This is a genomic window from Vitiosangium sp. GDMCC 1.1324, assembly GCF_003044305.1.
GTDB lineage: Bacteria > Myxococcota > Myxococcia > Myxococcales > Myxococcaceae > Archangium.
On sequence record NZ_PZOX01000001.1, the window covers coordinates 192,216 to 207,635 of the forward strand.

Sequence of the window (15,420 nt, forward strand, 5' to 3'; positions counted from 1 at the left end):
TGTGATGGCCGGTGCCGCTCTGCTATCTGCTGGCCATGCTCTGGCTTCTGGTAGCGGGCACGCTCGCGGCGGCCATGGACGCCCCCACCCCGGATGCCCTGACAACGGCCCTGGCTCGGGAGGCCTCGGGTGACACCTCCGGGGCCCTGGAGGGCGTCCAGGCGGTCATCCTGGACTGGCCCCAGCAGGCCCTCCCTCGGGTGGAGGCCGCCCGCCTGCTGCTGAAGCTCGGGGGGAACCTGGATGAGGCCGAAGCCCACCTGGATGTCGCCGCCGCCGCGGCCCCCGAGAACCCCCGGGTCCACTACCTGCGCGGTCTCCTCTGGGAGGAGCGCGGCCAGCCTCTGCGCGCGGCCCGTTCCTATGAGCAGGCCCTCGTCTATCGTCCCTCCTACGAGGATGCCCGTTTCCGGGCCGCCAGCATCTGTGCCTCCCTGGGTGACTGGCTCAAGGCCGAGTACCACTACCGCTTGCTCAGCCGTTCCCGCCCCGAGTGGGTGCAGGTGCGCCTCCAGCTCATCCAGGCCATCGAGGAGCAGGGCCGGGCCGCGGACGCCGAGAAGGAGCTGCTTCAGCTGAAGGGAGAGCAGCCGGGCAACGCCCTGGTCATCCGCCGGCTGGCCGATCTCTATGAGCGCACGGGCCGTCCCCAACTGGCGGCGAGGTTGCGAGCGAGCCTCGAGTCAGTCGCTCCCTCCAAGAAAATGCGGCCCCTGCGCCCGTCACGCCGGTAGGGAACCTTTCTTCCCCTGTCTGATTGCACGGAAAGCGCCGGTGCATACACTGCGCCCGCCTTGAAGACCGCCAACCTCGCCATCGTTTTCACCGACATCAAAGGGTTCACCGAGCGAACCAGCCGGCAGACCCTCGAGGAGAATCAGCGTCTCCTCAAGGCGCACAACGATCTTCTCACCCCGCTCTTCAAGGCCTTCGGCGGGCGCATCATCAAGTCCATTGGCGACGCCTTCCTCGTCACCTTCGAGTCGCCCACCCAGGCCGTCCTGGCGGGCATGGCCATCCAGGATCGGCTCTGGCACTACAACCGCACCGCGCTGGACAGCGAGCGGCTGGACGTGCGGGTGGCCATCAACGTGGGCGAGGTGCGGCTGGAATCCCATGACGTCTTCGGCGAGCCCGTGAACATCGCCGCCCGTGTGGAGTCCCTCGCCGAGGCCGGAGAGGTGTTCTTCACCGAGGCCGTCTATCTGGCCATGAACAAGGCCGAGGTGCCCTCGCTGGAGGTGGGCTCCTTCGAGCTCAAGGGCATCCCCGGGAAGATCCGCGTCTTCCGCGTGCCTCGGGCGCCCTACCGCGTGGAGACGCCGGCCCCTGTGGTGCACATGGTGCCTGGCGCCGAGTCCGCGATCGCCAACGAGCAGCCGCCCTTCGGCAACCTGGCCCTCTCGCGCATCCCCGAGTCCTCGCTCGTGCCGGGGACGGATCTCGCCGCCACCGCGGCCGCACTGGGCAGCCGCGCGGCCAGCGTGGGCGGCCACGTCATGGCGCGTACCCTGACGGTGGGCGGGCAGCTCGTGGAGCGCACCCGCACAGTGGGCGGGCAGCTCGTGGACCGCACCCGCACGGTCATCCAGTCGGTGCAGGCGGGGAAGCGTCCGACGCCGCCCGCTCCGCGGATGCTGGTGGTGGGAGGGGCGCTGGCGCTGGTGCTCGGCATTGGCTTCGTGCTGAGTGACAGCGCTGCGGAGAATGCCATCGAGGACGTGGCCGATGCCTCCTCTCCCAAGGAAAAGCTGGTGCTCGTGGAGAAGGCCCGGAGGCTCATCGCCGAGGAGAAGGACGAGGGCGAAAAGGGTTGGCTCTTCGGACAGCTCGACGAGGCGCTGGATGCGCCCAACGCGGCGGTGGACCGCTACCGCTCCGCGGTGAAGGCTGGCAACGGCCACGCGAAGCGCCGGCTCATCAAGCTTCTGGAACACTCGGAGTGCCGTGTTCGCGCCAACGCCGCGGAGGCCCTGGGGGACCTGAAGGTGGAGTCCGCGCGGGGCGAGCTGGAGGATCTGGCCGAGGACGGCGGCCCGGGCGAGGAGCCGGGCATGCCGCTCATCGGATGCAACTCGCGCAAGGCCGCGAAGCGGGCACTGGATCGGCTCGGACGCTGAATGCCGCACCTGGAAAAGCAGTGGGGGATGACATGAGACGGGTGAAGACGGGACTGGATGTCTGGGTGGAGCAGGGCTTCGCGCCGCTGAAGGGCAAGCGGGTGGGGGCCATCGTCAATCCCACCAGCGTGGACTCGAACTTCCGCCACCTGGCGGACCTGTTGGCGCACGCGCCCGGTGTGAAGCTGGCGGCCCTCTTCGGCCCCGAGCACGGTGTGCGCGGCGAGGCCCAGTACATGGTCGCCGTGGACAACGCGAAGGACCGGCGCACCGGCGTCCCCGTGCACAGCCTCTACGGCTCCTCCTTCGAGTCGCTCTCGCCCCGCCCCGAGTGGTTGGAGGGGCTCGATGCGCTCGTCTTCGACATCCAGGACGTGGGCAGCCGCTACTACACCTACGTCTACACCATGGCCCTGGCCATGAAGGCCGCCGGCAAGGCGAAGGTGCCCTTCTACGTGCTGGACCGGCCCAACCCGCTCAATGGGGTCTCCATCGAGGGCAACCTCGTGGGCGAGCGCTACCGCTCCTTCGTGGGGCTGTACTCGCTGCCCAACCGGCACGGCATGACGGCCGGCGAGCTGGCCCGCCTCTTCAATGACGAGCAGGGTTTCGGGTGCGAGCTGACGGTCGTGCCCATGGACGGTTGGCGCCGCGAGTACTTCTGGTCTGACACCGGGCTGCCCTTCATCTCTCCCTCGCCCAACATGCCCACCCCGGACACCGCGCTCGTCTACCCGGGCATGTGCCAGGGCGAGGGCACCAACGTCTCCGAGGGCCGGGGCACCTGCCGTCCCTTCGAGCAGTTCGGCGCTCCCTGGGTGGACTCGGATGCGCTGATCGCCCGCCTGGAGCGCGAGAAACTGCCTGGTATCCGCTTCCGCGCCGTGGGCTTCACCCCCACCTTCGACAAGTACAAGGGGGAGTCCTGCAACGGGGCCTTCATCCACGTCACCGACCGCAACGCCTTCCTCCCCCTGCGGACAGGCATCGCCATCTTCCAGGCGCTCTTCGAGCAGGGAAGGGGAGGCCGGTTCGCCTGGCGGGAAGACGCCTATGAGTTCGTCGAGGACGTGCCCGCCTTCGACCTGCTCTGTGGCACGGACCAGGTCCGCAAGGGGATTGAGGCCGGCTGGCCGCTGGATCGTTTGCTAGATGGCTTCGAGGTCCAGGCTCGGGACTTCGCCAAGCGGAGGGAGCGTCACCTGCTGTACGCTCAAGGGTCGTGAGCCAAGACGTCATCGGAATCTTGTCCGACAGCCATGGCGACCTGGCCGCCTTCGATGCGGCCTACGAGCTGTTGCGGGCCAAGGGCGCCAACCGGTTCATCTTCCTGGGGGGCCGCTACACCGACCTGGACGAGTGGATCCTCGACCGGCGCGAGCGCAGCCGCGGGGGACGTGAGTACTCGGGGGCGGACTTCATCGAGGACGTGGCTCGCTGGCTGGCCGTCACCGAGCAGAAGCCTCGTCCCCGCTCGCTGTCCATCCCGGACGAGGTGCTCAAGGAGCTCGAGGAGGATCCGCTGCTCGTCCGGGAGCACTTCCTGCGCACCCCGGAGCGCGACTCCATCCAGTACCGAGACCCGACCATCCCCCGGAAGGTGCTGGACATGGTGGGCGAGACGCTCGTGTGCGTCGTGTACGACAAGAACGACCTGACCCGGGATGATCTGGTCAACGCGATCATCTTCATCCATGGCAAGGAGTCCGAGCCGAAGCTGGTGCAGATCGGCCCCCGGTACTTCCTCTCCCCGGGCCGGCTGGCCGGTGCCGCGGAGCAGACGTGTGCCTTGCTGGAGCGTGTGGACAAGGATCTGCGCTTCTCTGCCTACCGGCTGGATGGGAAGGTGGTCCTGGACCCCCAGACGCTGGCGGTGGACCGCCGGTCGAAGCTGTCCATCAAGTGAGGCCCCTCGTGCAGGTCGCGCTCCTCGGAGGCTCGTTCAATCCACCCCACGTGGGCCATCTCCTGGCGGCCCACTACGTGCGCGCCACCCAGGGCGTGGACGAGGTGTGGTTCATGCCCACGTTCCGCCATCCCTTCGGCAAGGTGTCCGAGGACTTCGAGCACCGCGTGCGTATGTGCGAGCTCCTGTGCGAGGACGCCTCGGGCTGGATGAAGGCCTCGCGGGTGGAGAGCGAGGTGGGCAAGGACGGGCGCACGGTGGACACGCTGGACTTCCTCCGCGCCCGTTACCCGGAGCACCGTTTCACGCTCATCATCGGCTCGGACATCCTCAAGGATCTGCCGCACTGGAAGGACTTCGATCGCATCCAGCGGCTGGCGCACGTGCTGGTGCTCTACCGCGCGGGCTACCCGGCGGATGGAACGGTGGGGCCGCCGCTGGCCGTGGTGTCCTCCACGGATATCCGTGAGCGGCTGGCCCGGGGCGAGCTGCCCTCCGACCTGGTGCCGGGCCGGGTGCTCACCTACGCCCGCGAGCACCACCTGTACGGGCTGTGAGCGCCTGCCTTCCGCCCCGGGGACCCACGGGGCCGCCGAGCCCGACCTGAAGGCAGGATGACCAGGCCAGGGCGTTCTTCCCGCGCGTGCTTCGATTTTCTCGAAGCGTCGCGGATGGATTCTCTTTGGGCTGACGTGTGAGGCACTCCCCAGATTGACCGTCGGAGGAGCGCCACATGAACCCGTCCCAGACCGACTCTCAGACGGTTCCCAACCAGGGCCCGCCGTGGCACGCGTTGCCACCGGAGGCGGCGCTCGAGGTCATCCAGGGCCGCCCCGAGGGACTCTCCGACTCCGAGGCCCGTGCCCGGCTCGCACGCCACGGCCCCAACGTGCTGCAACGCGTCTCCGGCGAGGGTCCGCTGAAGCTGCTGTGGCGCCAGGTGAACAACCCCCTCATCTGGGTGCTGCTCGCGGCCGCGGGCCTGGCGGTGGCCCTGGGCAAGGGGACGGATGGGCTCATCGTGTTCGCCGTGGTGGTGCTCAACACCCTCATTGGCTTCGTGCAGGAGTTTCGCGCGGGCAAGGCCATCGAGGCGCTCACCCAGATGGTGCCGGAGAACGCCACCGTCCTGCGCGAGGGCCGCAAGGTGACGGTGCCCTCCGCCGAGCTCGTCCCAGGGGACGTGGTGCTGCTCGCCTCGGGGGACAAGGTGCCGGCGGACGTGCGGCTGCTCGCCGAGCGCAACCTCCAGGTAGAGGAGGCGGCGCTCACGGGCGAGTCCGTCCCCTCGGAGAAGCGGGTGGCCCCCGTCGCGCCGGGCGTGGGCGTGGGCGATCGCACGAGCATGGCCTTCGGTGGCACCCACGTCACCTCGGGCACGGGTACCGCGGTGGTGGTGGCCACCGGCGGCGCCACCGAGCTCGGCCGCATCTCCCAACTGCTGCGCGAGGCGGTGGATCTGCAGACGCCGCTGACGAAGGCGCTTGCCTCCATCGGCCGCTACCTCACCCTCGCCATCCTCGTCATCTCCGCCGTCCTCCTGGGTGTGGGCCTGCTGCGCAGCTACGGCGTCGCCGAGTCGCTCATGGCCGCCCTCACCCTGGCCGTGGCCGCCATCCCCGAGGGCCTGCCCGCCATCGTCACCATCGCGCTGGCCATCGGCGTGCAGTACATGGCCGTTCGCCGCGCCATCATCCGCAAGCTGCCCGCCGTGGAGACGCTCGGTAGCACCACCGTCATCTGCTCCGACAAGACGGGCACGCTCACCCGCAACGAGATGACGGTGCAGGCGCTGTGGACGCCCTCGGGTTCCTATTCTGTTTCGGGCGTGGGCTACGCGCCCCACGGTGAGGTGCGCCGTGATGGTCAACCCCTGGCCTCTCCGCCCGAGGATGTCCGCGAACTGCTCGTGGCCGGCGCGCTCTGCACTGACGCCTCGGTCCGGCATTGGGACGGCGCCTGGGAGCTGACGGGAGATCCCACCGAGGGCGCTCTCATCGCCGCCGCGGAGAAGGCCGGCCTCCCGCAGGACGAGCTGCGCGCCCGTCACCTCCGCGTGGATGCCATCCCCTTCGAGTCCGAGAACCAGTTCATGGCCACGCTCCACGAGGACGGGCGGCACGGCCGCGTCCTGTTCCTCAAGGGGGCTCCCGAGGTGGTGCTGCGTCGCTGTGACATGCACGACGGCGTCGATGCCGGCACGGTGCACGCCGAGGTGGAGCGCATGGCCTCACGCGGCATGCGCGTGCTGGCCGTGGCGAGCCAATCCGTTCCCGCTTCGCATGACGTGCTTCAGGTCGAGGACGTGGCCGGTGGTTTCCGGTTGTTGGGTCTCGAGGGGATGATCGACCCGCCGCGCGAGGAGGCCATCAGCGCCGTGAAGGCCTGCCACACAGCGGGCATCACCGTGAAGATGATCACCGGGGACCACGCCAAGACGGCGGAGGCCATCGGCGAGCAGCTCGGCATCCTCGATGAAGGCAGGGTGGTGACGGGTGCCCGACTGGCGGAGATGGATGACGCGCGGCTGCGCGAGGTGGCCGTGTCCTCGAATGTGTTCGCCCGCGTGGCGCCCGAGCACAAGCTGCGCCTGGTGCGCGCCCTCCAGAAGGAGGGGCAGGTGGTTGCCATGACGGGTGATGGTGTGAACGATGCGCCCGCGCTCAAGCAGGCCAACATCGGCGTGGCCATGGGCATCACCGGCACGGCCGTGTCCAAGGAGGCCGCGGACATCATCCTCACGGACGACAACTTCGCCTCCATCGCCGCCGCGGTGGAGGAGGGACGGCGCGTCTACGACAACCTGATCAAATCACTCGCCTTCGTGCTGCCCACCAACCTGGGGCTGGCCCTCATCCTCATCGTCGGCGTGGCCTTCTTCCCCATCCTCCACATCGACGGCGAGCGCGAGCCCCTGCTCGCCATGCTCCCCACCCAGCTCCTGTGGATCAACCTGGTCGCCACCGTGGCGCTCGCGCTGCCGCTGGCCTTCGAGGCCCGCGAGCCGGACGTGATGAAGCGGCCTCCTCGCCGTCCGGACGCGCCCGTGCTCAGCGGCTTCGTCGTGACGCGCACCCTGCTCGTGGCCGTGCTCATGTGCGTCGGCGCCACCGGGCTCTTCCTCTGGGAGTACAACCTCGAGGTGGCTCGTTCGGGCCACTCGGTGGCCATCCGCGAGGCGCAGACCATGGCCGTCACCACGGTCATCATGTTCCAGATCTTCTACCTGCTGAACTGCCGCTCCCTGCGCGACTCGTCCTTGCGCATCGGCCTCTTCAGCAACCCCTTCGTCTACCTCGGCATCGGAGCGTTGGTGTTGCTGCAGCTCGGGTTCATCTACCTGCCCTTCATGCGGAAGGTGTTCCACACCGCGCCGTTGACGCTCGAGGCGCTCGGGCTGTGCGCGCTGGTGGGGGCCATCGTCCTGCCCGTCATCACCGTGGAGAAGTGGTGGCGCTCGCGGCGTGCGCGCCGGGAGCGGGGGAGGCGGCTCCCCGTGCGTGTGCCTCGGCGCGCGACGGTGGGGTAGGGACGGGGGCCGGTCTCAGCCCCGGTGCCGGCCGAGCCACTCCACGAGGAGCCGGTTCACCTCGGCTGGTTTCTCCTGGTGCAGGAAGTGCCCCGCGCCCTGGAGGCGCTCGATGCGCAGGCCCACCGGGAAGTCCTCCGGCCGCATGAGATCGAACATGCGCGTGTCGAGGCATCCATCCCGCGCGCCGGTAAGCGCGAGCGTGGGCACCCGGACGGGAGACTGGAGCAGCTTGTGGGACCGCCACGTCGTGGGGGACCACAGTGAGTAGACGGCTCGGTAATAGCCGAGTGCCGCGTGAACCACGCCGGGCTGCCGGAAGGTCTTCTTGAGCGCGATCATCTCCTCCTCGGGCCAGCGCCAGTCCGGGGACCAGTCGCGCCAGAGTTTCTCGATGAGCTGGAAGTCGTCCCACCGCGTCGCGAGGTCCGACACCTTCCGGAGCTGGAAGAAGAACGAGTACCAGGAGTTGCGCAGCTGGCCGGGCATGCGCCGGTAGGCGTCGAGCGGGTTGTGCAGGTGGGGCACCGCCAGCGCGGAGAACGAGTGGAAGCGCTCCGGTGCCATCGCCGTGGCGGCGTAGCCGATCACCGCGCCCCAGTCGTGACCGATGAGGTGCGCCTTGCGCACGCCCAGGTCCGTCATCCACCCCAGCAGATCCTCCGCCAGGTGCACCAGGTGGTAGTCCCCATCGTGCGGCTGGGACGAGGGCTCATAGCCTCGGAGTGTCGGCGCGATGACGCGGTAGCCAGCCCCGGCCAGCGCGGGCAGTTGCTCGCGGAAGGAGCGGGCGTGGTCGGGAAAGCCGTGCAGGCAGAAGACGGCCTCCGGCCCTTCTCCCATCTCCAGGGCGGAGAACTTCAGTCCGTTGGCGCGAAGGGTCAGCCCCTTCAGCACAGGGCGTTCCTGGCGCATCTCTTCCGTGTGAAGCGTCTTCACTGTGGATCCCCCCGGGGTCCTGAACTGTAACGCCGTGTCTCATGCCCGAGCGGGTACTCTCAGGGCAAGCGGTTTTTCATGGATTTTCCAGTTATCTGACGAATGGAGCGCTCGAGGCTCGGTGTTCAAAAGCAGACACCGGCTCCTCAAGGAACCAAACCCTGCTCAATATGGAGCCAATCCCTCCCAACAATGTCAGCGGAGTGCTTCCAGCTCCACGAGCCGCTCGAACACCTGTTGCGGGTGTTGTGCATCGAGCAGCCGCTCCGCGAGGCCTCGGCTGGCCAGGCGCGCCATGTGGGCGAGCCGCAGGAGCCGTTGCCGGCCGTGCTCCCCTCCAATGAGCACCAGCAGCAACCGGAGCGGCATGCCATCCGGCGTCTCGGCCCGGAGCGGCTCCGCCAGGGTCACGAGGGCTGCCAGCGGGGGAAGCTCGGCCACGAAGGCGTGGGGGACCATCACGCCACTGCCCACCGTGCTGGAGGCCTCCTCCTCGCGGCGCTTCAGCGCCGCCGCCACCTGGGCCGCCCCCAGTCCGGGACACGCGGGGGCGAGCCGGCCAGCGGCCACGTCCAGGGCATCGTCCAGGGCGGCACAGGTGAGCTGGAGCACCATCCGCTCGGGCGCCAGCAGTGGGGCGAGTGCCGGGGCGGGCTCCTCCCTCACGGCCGCGCGCACCGGGAACTCCGCGTCGAGGATTTCGCGCAGGCGGGCGAGCTGGGCTCCGGTGAGCCGCCGCCGCGCGATGTCCAGGAAGAGCGAGCCGGCGCTGGGTTCCTGCTCGAGGTAGGTGACCACGAGCGGGCCCACCCGCTGCGCGATGTCCATCAGCAGCAGGGGCGGCACGTCCAGCTCGCGGGCGATGGCCGTCAGCCGCTCCGGCGTGGGAACGGCGTCCAGCCCGTTCTCCACCCGGCTCAGGTATGCGCTGGAAACGCCGATGCGCCGGGCCAGGTCTCGCAGGCTCAACCCCGCGTCCACGCGCAGCAATCGGAGGGTCGCTCCCGGGTGCATGGCTTCGTCAGGTCCTCATGGGGAAAACACCCCGGCCCGGGCGGCACCCGGTCCGGTGGTTCAGGTCACGGCACCGCCGGCCGGGAGCTCTCCCGGTGCCTCCGGCGTGGAAAGGGACTCGGCGGCGGGCGTGGGAGCCGGGTGGCGTACCACCAGCACCGAGGCGGAGGCCTCGCGGATGATGCGCTCGCGGTGCAGCCCGAAGAGCCGCTCCTCCAGCCCCCACTCCGTACCCACGCCCACCACCACGAGGTCATACCCGCTCCGCGCCTCCTCCAGCGCCGCATCCTCGGGAGACTCGTGCTCCACCACCTTGAAGCGCACCCGCCCGGAGCCCTCCGGGAAGAGCTCCTCGACCCGGGTCCGCGCGCCCGTCCGGCCGTGGGCACCCGACGAGACGTGAAGGAGCGTGATCTCCACCTGTCCCTGCTGGAGGAGCCGCCGGGCCAGCCCGAGCGCGGCCCGGTCGTGCTGGCTGCCGATGAAGGGCACCAGCACCCGGCGGATGTTCTCCAGGCCCCGGTCCACCAGGACGGCCACGTCCGTGGCCGCCTCGCTCATCACCTCGTGCACGGTGCCGCCCAGCATTGTCTGGCTGAAGAGGGGCTTGTGCCAGCCGAGCAGGATGAGGTCGGCGCGTTTGGCCTCGGCGGTGCGGCAGATGTCGAGCCCGGGCTCGGCGGAGACGAAGGAGAGCGGGCGGAGCTCCAGCCCGAGGCTGCTCGCGCGGCCCAGCATGGGCGCCAGCGTGCTTCCACTGGCCTTCTCCGGGTCATGCCTCAGGTGGAAGGAGGCGCGCTCCGTCGGGGGGATGAGGTGCAGGGCATAGAGCTGGGAGGGCTCCGCGGGGCTGTTGGTGAGCGCGCGTCCCAGCGTCACCATGGCGGCTCCTGCCTGGCCGTGTGACACGCACATCAGCACGGTGAAGGGCTCCGCGTTCGGGAGCGGGGCCACGGGCTCGAGTGACACCTGCTCTCGGGCCAGCTCCTCGGGCGGGTAGATCCACCGCAGCAGCGGCGTGGTCATGAACGTCGTCACCAGCGCCATCACCACCATCATGGTGAAGAGGGTGGGGGAGATGACGCCCAGGTCCAGGCCGATGTTGAGCACGATGAGCTCCATCAGCCCGCGGGTGTTCATCAGGACGCCCACCGCGCCGGCCTCACGCCAGCGCAGGCCGGTGAGGCGCGCGGCCACCGCGCTGCCGCCGAACTTGCCCAGGCACGCGAGGAGGATGATGAGGCCGCACATGAGCCACGCCTCGGCGCTGTTGAGCAGCCCCACCTGCGTGCGCAGGCCGCTGAAGGCGAAGAAGAGCGGCAGCAGCAGCACCACCGCCACGTCCTCCAGCTTCTCGGCGAGTGCCTCGGCCAGCCCGCCCTCCTTGGGGATGACCGCCCCCATCATGAAGGCGCCGAAAAGGGCGTGGATGCCGATGAGCTCCGCGGCCCACGAGGACGCCAGCAGCATCATCAGGGTGAGGGCCACCACGTTCTGGGTGAGCCCATCCTTGCTCGCCACGCGCGCCCCCAGCCGCGCCAGGAAGGGCCGCACCAGCCCCATCATGAAGCCGATGTAGAGCAGCGCCAGGAGCGTGGTGAGCCCCGCCTCCATCAGGCTCGTGGCGCGCACGATGGAGACCACGAAGGCCAGCAGGCACCACGCCGTCACATCGTCCACCGCCGCGCAGGTGATGGCGATGGCACCCACCTTGGAGCGCAGCAGCCGCTTCTCGGTGAGGATGCGCGCCAGCACCGGGAAGGCGGTGATGCTCATCGACACGCCCATGAAGAGCACGAAGGAGGAGAAGGGCACCGAGGGGTCGCTCAGCCTCGGGTAGAACCACAGCGCCGCCGCCGCTCCCAGCGCGAACGGGACGATGATGCTGGTGTGGCTGATGGCCACCGAGCTGTGCCCCTTCCCCTTGAGCAGCCGCGGGTCCAGCTCCAGCCCGATGAGGAACATGAAGAGGATGAGCCCCACCTGGCTCAGCATCTTCAGCACCGGCATGGAGCTGTTGGGGAACAGCCATTCCATGGCGCCCGGGGCCAGCCATCCCAGCAGCGACGGGCCCAGGAGGATGCCCGCGAGCACCTCGGCGATGACCATGGGCTGTCCCAGCCACCGGGCACCCCGCCCGATGAGCCGCGACGCCCCCATGATCACGAGGAATTGCACGATGAGCAGGGTGAGCGCGTTGTGGGCCAGTGCGTGCATTCGTCCTCCATGACGGGCTCGTTAAGCGTTAAGGAGGCACTTATCAACTGGTGCGGCGCTGCGTCAACCCAAGAGGCCGCCTGGGGGGAGGACGAAGATTTCGGGGGGTCGGAAACGTTTTCCGGGGTGGAGCGTACGTGAGCCAGCGGATGGGAAGTCCCACGGACGAAGAGCTCATGGATCGGTTCTGCGACGGTGAACACGCTGCGTTCGAGACCCTCTTCGCCCGGCATGCCGGGCGGGTGCAGGGATTCCTGACGCGGATGGTGCGGGACGGCCCGCTCGCGGAGGACCTGCTACAGACGACCTTTCTCTCCGTCATCCGGGCCAGGGGCCGGTATGAGCCGGGGACCCGTTTCACTCCCTGGTTGCTGACCATCGCCGCGAACGCCGCGCGGGATGCCCTGCGCCGCCGCCAGCACTCCGAGGCGTACTCCCAGGAGAGCGACCCGCTGCCCTCGTCGGTCGCGCCCGACGTGGGCGACCCTGGCATGCGCAAGCGCATCGAGAACGCGCTCCAGCAACTGCCCCCGGAGCAGCGCGAGGCGGTCCTCCTCAGCAAGGTCGAGGGCTGGTCGTTCGAGGAGATCGCCTCCATGCGAGGCATCAGCACGGTGGCGGCCCGGGTCCGGGCCCACCGCGGCTACGAGAAGCTCCGGCTGCTGCTGGGCGAACTGGGGGAGGCCTGATGCGCTCGTCCATCGACAGGTTGCTCGCGGAGGAGCTCCACACCGACGGCGCCGTCATCGCGCGGGCGCTGAGCGCGGCTCGCGAGGAGCTGGCCCTCAACCGCCCGGTGCGGCGCTGGCGCACGCAGGCCGCGTGGATGTTCGTGGCGTCGGCGGCCCTGACGGCGGTGGTGGCCGGGGTGCTGCTGGTGCTGGGTCAGACGTCCCTTTCCTTCCTGCTCGGCCGCGCGCCCCTGCTGGGGTTGTTGTGGGCCACCAGCGCGGTGTGTGCCTGGGGCGCGCTGGCTCCGCGCGGACGGAGGCTTCAGCTCGTGGGGGTGGGGATGGCGGTGGCCAGTGCCGCCGCGCTCGTCTTCGCCCGGGCCTCCATCGAGGCGGAGCCGACCCTCCCGGGCTGGGTCTGCACGGCCAGCCATGTCGGAGTGGCGCTCATCCCCCTGGTGGTCTCGGTGGTCCTCCTGCGGGGCGCCGCCTTCCGCCCCCTGCGCGCCCTGCTGGCCGGCCTGTCCGTGGGAACGACGGGGGCCTTCGTGGGAGAGCTCGCGTGCGCCCAGGGCTGGCGGCATGTCCTGGGCTACCACCTGTCCGCATGGGCGCTCGTCGCCGTCGCCACGCTCACCCTCTCGAGGTTTCTCGTGCCCCGGTCTTTCGCCCCATGATCCAGGACCCTTCTCTCATCGTTGTCGAGGACGTGGATGGCGCGCCCGTGCGCATGGGCGAGTCGGTGAAGGTCGTGAGCGTCTCGGCGGATGACTCCTCCATGGACCGGCACTTCCTGGGCCGCACCGGCGTCGTGGTGGCGCTGGTGTTCGATGAGCCGCGCCTCCAGTTCCCGCATGATCCGCTCATCCAGGTGCGTGTCGACGGCCTCGGCGAGGATCTGTTCTTCCCGGAGGAGCTGGAGCTGGCTCCGGAATGGGCGCGGCGCCGGCTCTCCGAGCTGCGGCAGTCGACCCGCGTCTGAGCGGATGCCCGTTCAACGCGCCTCGCGCACCAGCCGCTCCGCCAATTGCCGCGAGGTGAGGATGCCGAAAGGCAGACCCGGGCGATCCGCCAGAGACAGCACCCGCTTGTCCTTGCTCACCAGCCAGGTGGCACCCACTCGCGCGGCGAGCACGAGGAATTTCTGGTCATCCCGGTCCCGGCAGCGGGGCAGGGGCTGCGCGGGGAGCACCATGTCCTCGGTGGCCATGTGCACGAGGCTCCGATAGCGCTCGGAAGCCGCCTGCCGGGCAGCCTCGTCCAGTTCGAAGGTGGGGTAGGCAAGGACGTATTCCAGCTCCGCCAGTGTGTCCCCATCCACCCACGCGGTGAACTCGCCCGCTGTGAGGCTCTGGACCAGGGGGCGCACGGCGGGGTCATCGAACACCAGCAGGTCCAGGACCACGTTGGTGTCGAGCACCAGGCGCGGCGGAGCGTGGAGCGGAGCGGAGGGGGCGCGGGACATGCTGGTCGTCCGGGCTTGGGTGGAGGGGTGGCAGTGTAGTGGCTCATCGACCGGGGAAACATCGCCGCCCGGCATCGGGTTGAGAGTGTGATCTGTGGCGGGGAGGCGCTGCCTGTTCGCGGGGCTTTCCGGAGGCGAACGTGCAGATGCTCACGTCGATGGACCTGGAAGCTCGAGCGGAGAAGGTGGGAGTTTCCTTCCAGGATGTCCTTCAACTCCTGGAAGCCTCCCGCCTGCTCGCTCAAGCACAGGATGTCCGCGACATCGCCCATCGCGTCTGTGGGCTCGTGAAGCGGCTCGTGGGAGCGGACGGCGTCACGTTCGTGCTGAGCGAAGGCGAGCTCGTCTACTACGCCGAGGAGGAGTCGCCCGAGCGCCTCTGGAAGGGCCGCAGGTTCCCCGCGAAGATGTGCATCTCCGGCTGGGCGATCATGAACCGCCAGGCGGCGGTGATCGAGGACATCTACGTCGATCCCCGTATCCCGATCGAGGCCTACCGTCCCACGTTCGTCAGGAGCCTCGCCATGGTGCCGATCGGTCATGAGCAGCCTCGCGGCTCGATTGGCGTGTACTGGGCTCGAAACCACAAGGCGAGCGAGCGCGAGCTGTTCCTGGTGGAGATGATCGCCGAGGCCGCGCTCGCCGCCTTGAGCCGGGTCGAGCTCCAGCAGGAGGCCGAGCACCTCCGGTTGCGGCTCGCCTTCTCGGAGGGAACATCTCGTGTCGAGGAGGATCCCACGCTCGCGCGGCTGATCCCGGTCGTCGCGCACGATCTGAAGAATCCGCTCGGTGCCATCTCGCTCGCATCCCAGTCGCTCATCCGGCGCGGCACGGTCGGGGGGAATGACCTGGTGAACGTCCGGCGCATCCTCTCCTGCGTGGAGCGCGCCCGGCGTCTGGTGGAGGAGGTGCTCGAGTACGCGCGGCTCAAGGCGCAGGGAGGACTGCCGTTGGACCTCGAAGATGCGCGGTTGGATGACGTCGCACGCTCCGTCGTCGAGGAGGCACGGACCGCGTTCCCCGAGCGGCAGATCGACTTCGTCGCCGAGGAGATACACGGCATGTGGGATCCCCACCGGCTGGCCGAGGTGCTGGCGAACCTGCTCGGCAACGCGCTCCAGTATGGCCATCCGGATCGGCCGGTCACACTGCGTGTGGAGTCCTGGAACGGCGAGCCCAGTGTCGAGGTGCACAACTTCGGTCCCGTCATTCCCAAGGATCTCCTGCCGGTCCTGTTCGAGCCGTTCCGGCGGGGACGAAGCGACGGTCATGACTCGGTGGGCCTGGGGCTCTTCATCGTGAACCAGATTGTCCAGGCCCATGGCGGGTATATCCGGGTGCGCTCCACCGCCGAGCAGGGCACCTCGTTCACGGTCCACCTGCCCAGGTGCCAGGCGAGTCCCATCCAGGCGCTGCGCGAAGCCACGGGCTGAGGGAGAGGGGACTCCACTCAGGGCCACGAGACGCCCGGCGCCCGCCCGTGGCCAGGTTCCACGGCCGCAGGACAGGGGGGTGCTCCGCTCCGCGGAACCGCGGCGCAGGGGGCAACTGTGAACCAG

At 69.2% G+C, this 15,420-nt stretch carries 14 protein-coding genes; 10 read left to right on the forward strand and 4 right to left on the reverse strand.

The features are described from left to right. The first annotated feature begins 11 nt into the window (after nt 1-11). The 6 genes from DAT35_RS00685 (at nt 12) to DAT35_RS00710 (ending at nt 7,555) form a co-directional block, all read left to right on the forward strand. Nucleotides 12-734 carry a tetratricopeptide repeat protein gene (locus tag DAT35_RS00685; RefSeq protein WP_369945009.1) on the forward strand — a complete coding sequence of 241 codons (723 nt, stop codon included), beginning with the start codon at nt 12-14 and terminating at the stop codon, nt 732-734. 60 nt (nt 735-794) lie between these two features. After that, entirely contained in the window at nt 795-2,120 is a 1,326-nt protein-coding gene (locus DAT35_RS00690; RefSeq protein ID WP_108064921.1) for an adenylate/guanylate cyclase domain-containing protein, read from the forward strand. A gap of 32 nt (nt 2,121-2,152) precedes the next feature. After that, entirely contained in the window at nt 2,153-3,346 is a 1,194-nt protein-coding gene (locus DAT35_RS00695; protein ID WP_108065593.1) for an exo-beta-N-acetylmuramidase NamZ domain-containing protein, read from the forward strand. Between the two features lie 20 nt (nt 3,347-3,366). Further along, nucleotides 3,367-4,026 (forward strand): hypothetical protein, encoded by a 660-nt coding sequence (locus tag DAT35_RS00700; protein WP_233261235.1) that lies wholly within the window; start codon nt 3,367-3,369, stop codon nt 4,024-4,026. Beyond that, nucleotides 4,023-4,583 carry a nicotinate (nicotinamide) nucleotide adenylyltransferase gene (nadD, locus tag DAT35_RS00705; protein ID WP_108064923.1) on the forward strand — a complete coding sequence of 187 codons (561 nt, stop codon included), beginning with the start codon at nt 4,023-4,025 and terminating at the stop codon, nt 4,581-4,583. The genes DAT35_RS00700 and nadD overlap by 4 nt, the downstream gene beginning before the upstream one ends. Before the next feature lie 176 nt (nt 4,584-4,759). Further along, nucleotides 4,760-7,555 carry an HAD-IC family P-type ATPase gene (locus tag DAT35_RS00710; protein ID WP_108064924.1) on the forward strand — a complete coding sequence of 932 codons (2,796 nt, stop codon included), beginning with the start codon at nt 4,760-4,762 and terminating at the stop codon, nt 7,553-7,555. 15 nt (nt 7,556-7,570) lie between these two features. On the opposite strand, the gene DAT35_RS00715 is transcribed toward DAT35_RS00710, so the two are convergent. The 3 genes from DAT35_RS00715 to DAT35_RS00725 all read right to left on the reverse strand — a co-directional run bounded on the left by DAT35_RS00715 (nt 7,571) and on the right by DAT35_RS00725 (nt 11,725). After that, nucleotides 7,571-8,494 carry an alpha/beta fold hydrolase gene (locus DAT35_RS00715; protein ID WP_199242762.1) on the reverse strand — a complete coding sequence of 308 codons (924 nt, stop codon included), beginning with the start codon at nt 8,492-8,494 and terminating at the stop codon, nt 7,571-7,573. A 195-nt stretch (nt 8,495-8,689) separates the two neighbouring features. Then, nucleotides 8,690-9,508 (reverse strand): helix-turn-helix domain-containing protein, encoded by an 819-nt coding sequence (locus tag DAT35_RS00720; RefSeq protein WP_108064926.1) that lies wholly within the window; start codon nt 9,506-9,508, stop codon nt 8,690-8,692. Nucleotides 9,509-9,568: 60 nt separating this feature from the next. Continuing rightward, nucleotides 9,569-11,725, reverse strand: a complete 2,157-nt coding sequence (locus DAT35_RS00725; RefSeq protein WP_108064927.1) for a cation:proton antiporter — start codon at nt 11,723-11,725, stop codon at nt 9,569-9,571. 149 nt (nt 11,726-11,874) lie between these two features. On the opposite strand from DAT35_RS00725, the gene DAT35_RS00730 reads away from it, so the two are divergent. Genes DAT35_RS00730 through DAT35_RS00740 form a run of 3 tightly spaced genes read left to right on the forward strand, consistent with a single transcriptional unit; the run spans nt 11,875 to nt 13,378 of the window. Beyond that, nucleotides 11,875-12,414, forward strand: coding sequence for an RNA polymerase sigma factor (locus DAT35_RS00730; RefSeq protein ID WP_108064928.1), 540 nt, complete (start codon nt 11,875-11,877; stop codon nt 12,412-12,414). Further along, on the forward strand, nt 12,414-13,073 hold the full coding sequence (locus tag DAT35_RS00735) for a DUF1109 domain-containing protein (protein WP_108064929.1): 660 nt from the start codon (nt 12,414-12,416) through the stop codon (nt 13,071-13,073). Before DAT35_RS00730 ends, DAT35_RS00735 begins: the two co-directional genes overlap by 1 nt. Next, nucleotides 13,070-13,378, forward strand: coding sequence for a Carotenogenesis protein CarS (locus DAT35_RS00740; RefSeq protein WP_108064930.1), 309 nt, complete (start codon nt 13,070-13,072; stop codon nt 13,376-13,378). The genes DAT35_RS00735 and DAT35_RS00740 overlap by 4 nt, the downstream gene beginning before the upstream one ends. A 12-nt stretch (nt 13,379-13,390) precedes the next feature. Here the strand turns inward: DAT35_RS00740 and DAT35_RS00745 are convergent, their stop codons facing one another. After that, on the reverse strand, nt 13,391-13,861 hold the full coding sequence (locus tag DAT35_RS00745) for a putative toxin-antitoxin system toxin component, PIN family (protein WP_199242763.1): 471 nt from the start codon (nt 13,859-13,861) through the stop codon (nt 13,391-13,393). A 146-nt stretch (nt 13,862-14,007) separates the two neighbouring features. On the opposite strand from DAT35_RS00745, the gene DAT35_RS00750 reads away from it, so the two are divergent. Continuing rightward, nucleotides 14,008-15,294 carry a GAF domain-containing sensor histidine kinase gene (locus tag DAT35_RS00750; RefSeq protein WP_108064932.1) on the forward strand — a complete coding sequence of 429 codons (1,287 nt, stop codon included), beginning with the start codon at nt 14,008-14,010 and terminating at the stop codon, nt 15,292-15,294. Nucleotides 15,295-15,420: the final 126 nt, after the last annotated feature.

Coding starts and splice junctions, on each gene's coding strand:
- DAT35_RS00740 (WP_108064930.1), top strand. CDS start 13,070: ATGATCCAGGACCCTTCTCTCATCGTTGTCGAGGACGTGGATGGCGCG.
- DAT35_RS00745 (WP_199242763.1), bottom strand. CDS start 13,861: ATGTCCCGCGCCCCCTCCGCTCCGCTCCACGCTCCGCCGCGCCTGGTG.
- DAT35_RS00735 (WP_108064929.1), top strand. CDS start 12,414: ATGCGCTCGTCCATCGACAGGTTGCTCGCGGAGGAGCTCCACACCGAC.
- DAT35_RS00710 (WP_108064924.1), top strand. CDS start 4,760: ATGAACCCGTCCCAGACCGACTCTCAGACGGTTCCCAACCAGGGCCCG.
- DAT35_RS00695 (WP_108065593.1), top strand. CDS start 2,153: ATGAGACGGGTGAAGACGGGACTGGATGTCTGGGTGGAGCAGGGCTTC.
- DAT35_RS00720 (WP_108064926.1), bottom strand. CDS start 9,508: ATGCACCCGGGAGCGACCCTCCGATTGCTGCGCGTGGACGCGGGGTTG.
- DAT35_RS00750 (WP_108064932.1), top strand. CDS start 14,008: ATGCTCACGTCGATGGACCTGGAAGCTCGAGCGGAGAAGGTGGGAGTT.
- DAT35_RS00725 (WP_108064927.1), bottom strand. CDS start 11,725: ATGCACGCACTGGCCCACAACGCGCTCACCCTGCTCATCGTGCAATTC.
- DAT35_RS00730 (WP_108064928.1), top strand. CDS start 11,875: ATGGGAAGTCCCACGGACGAAGAGCTCATGGATCGGTTCTGCGACGGT.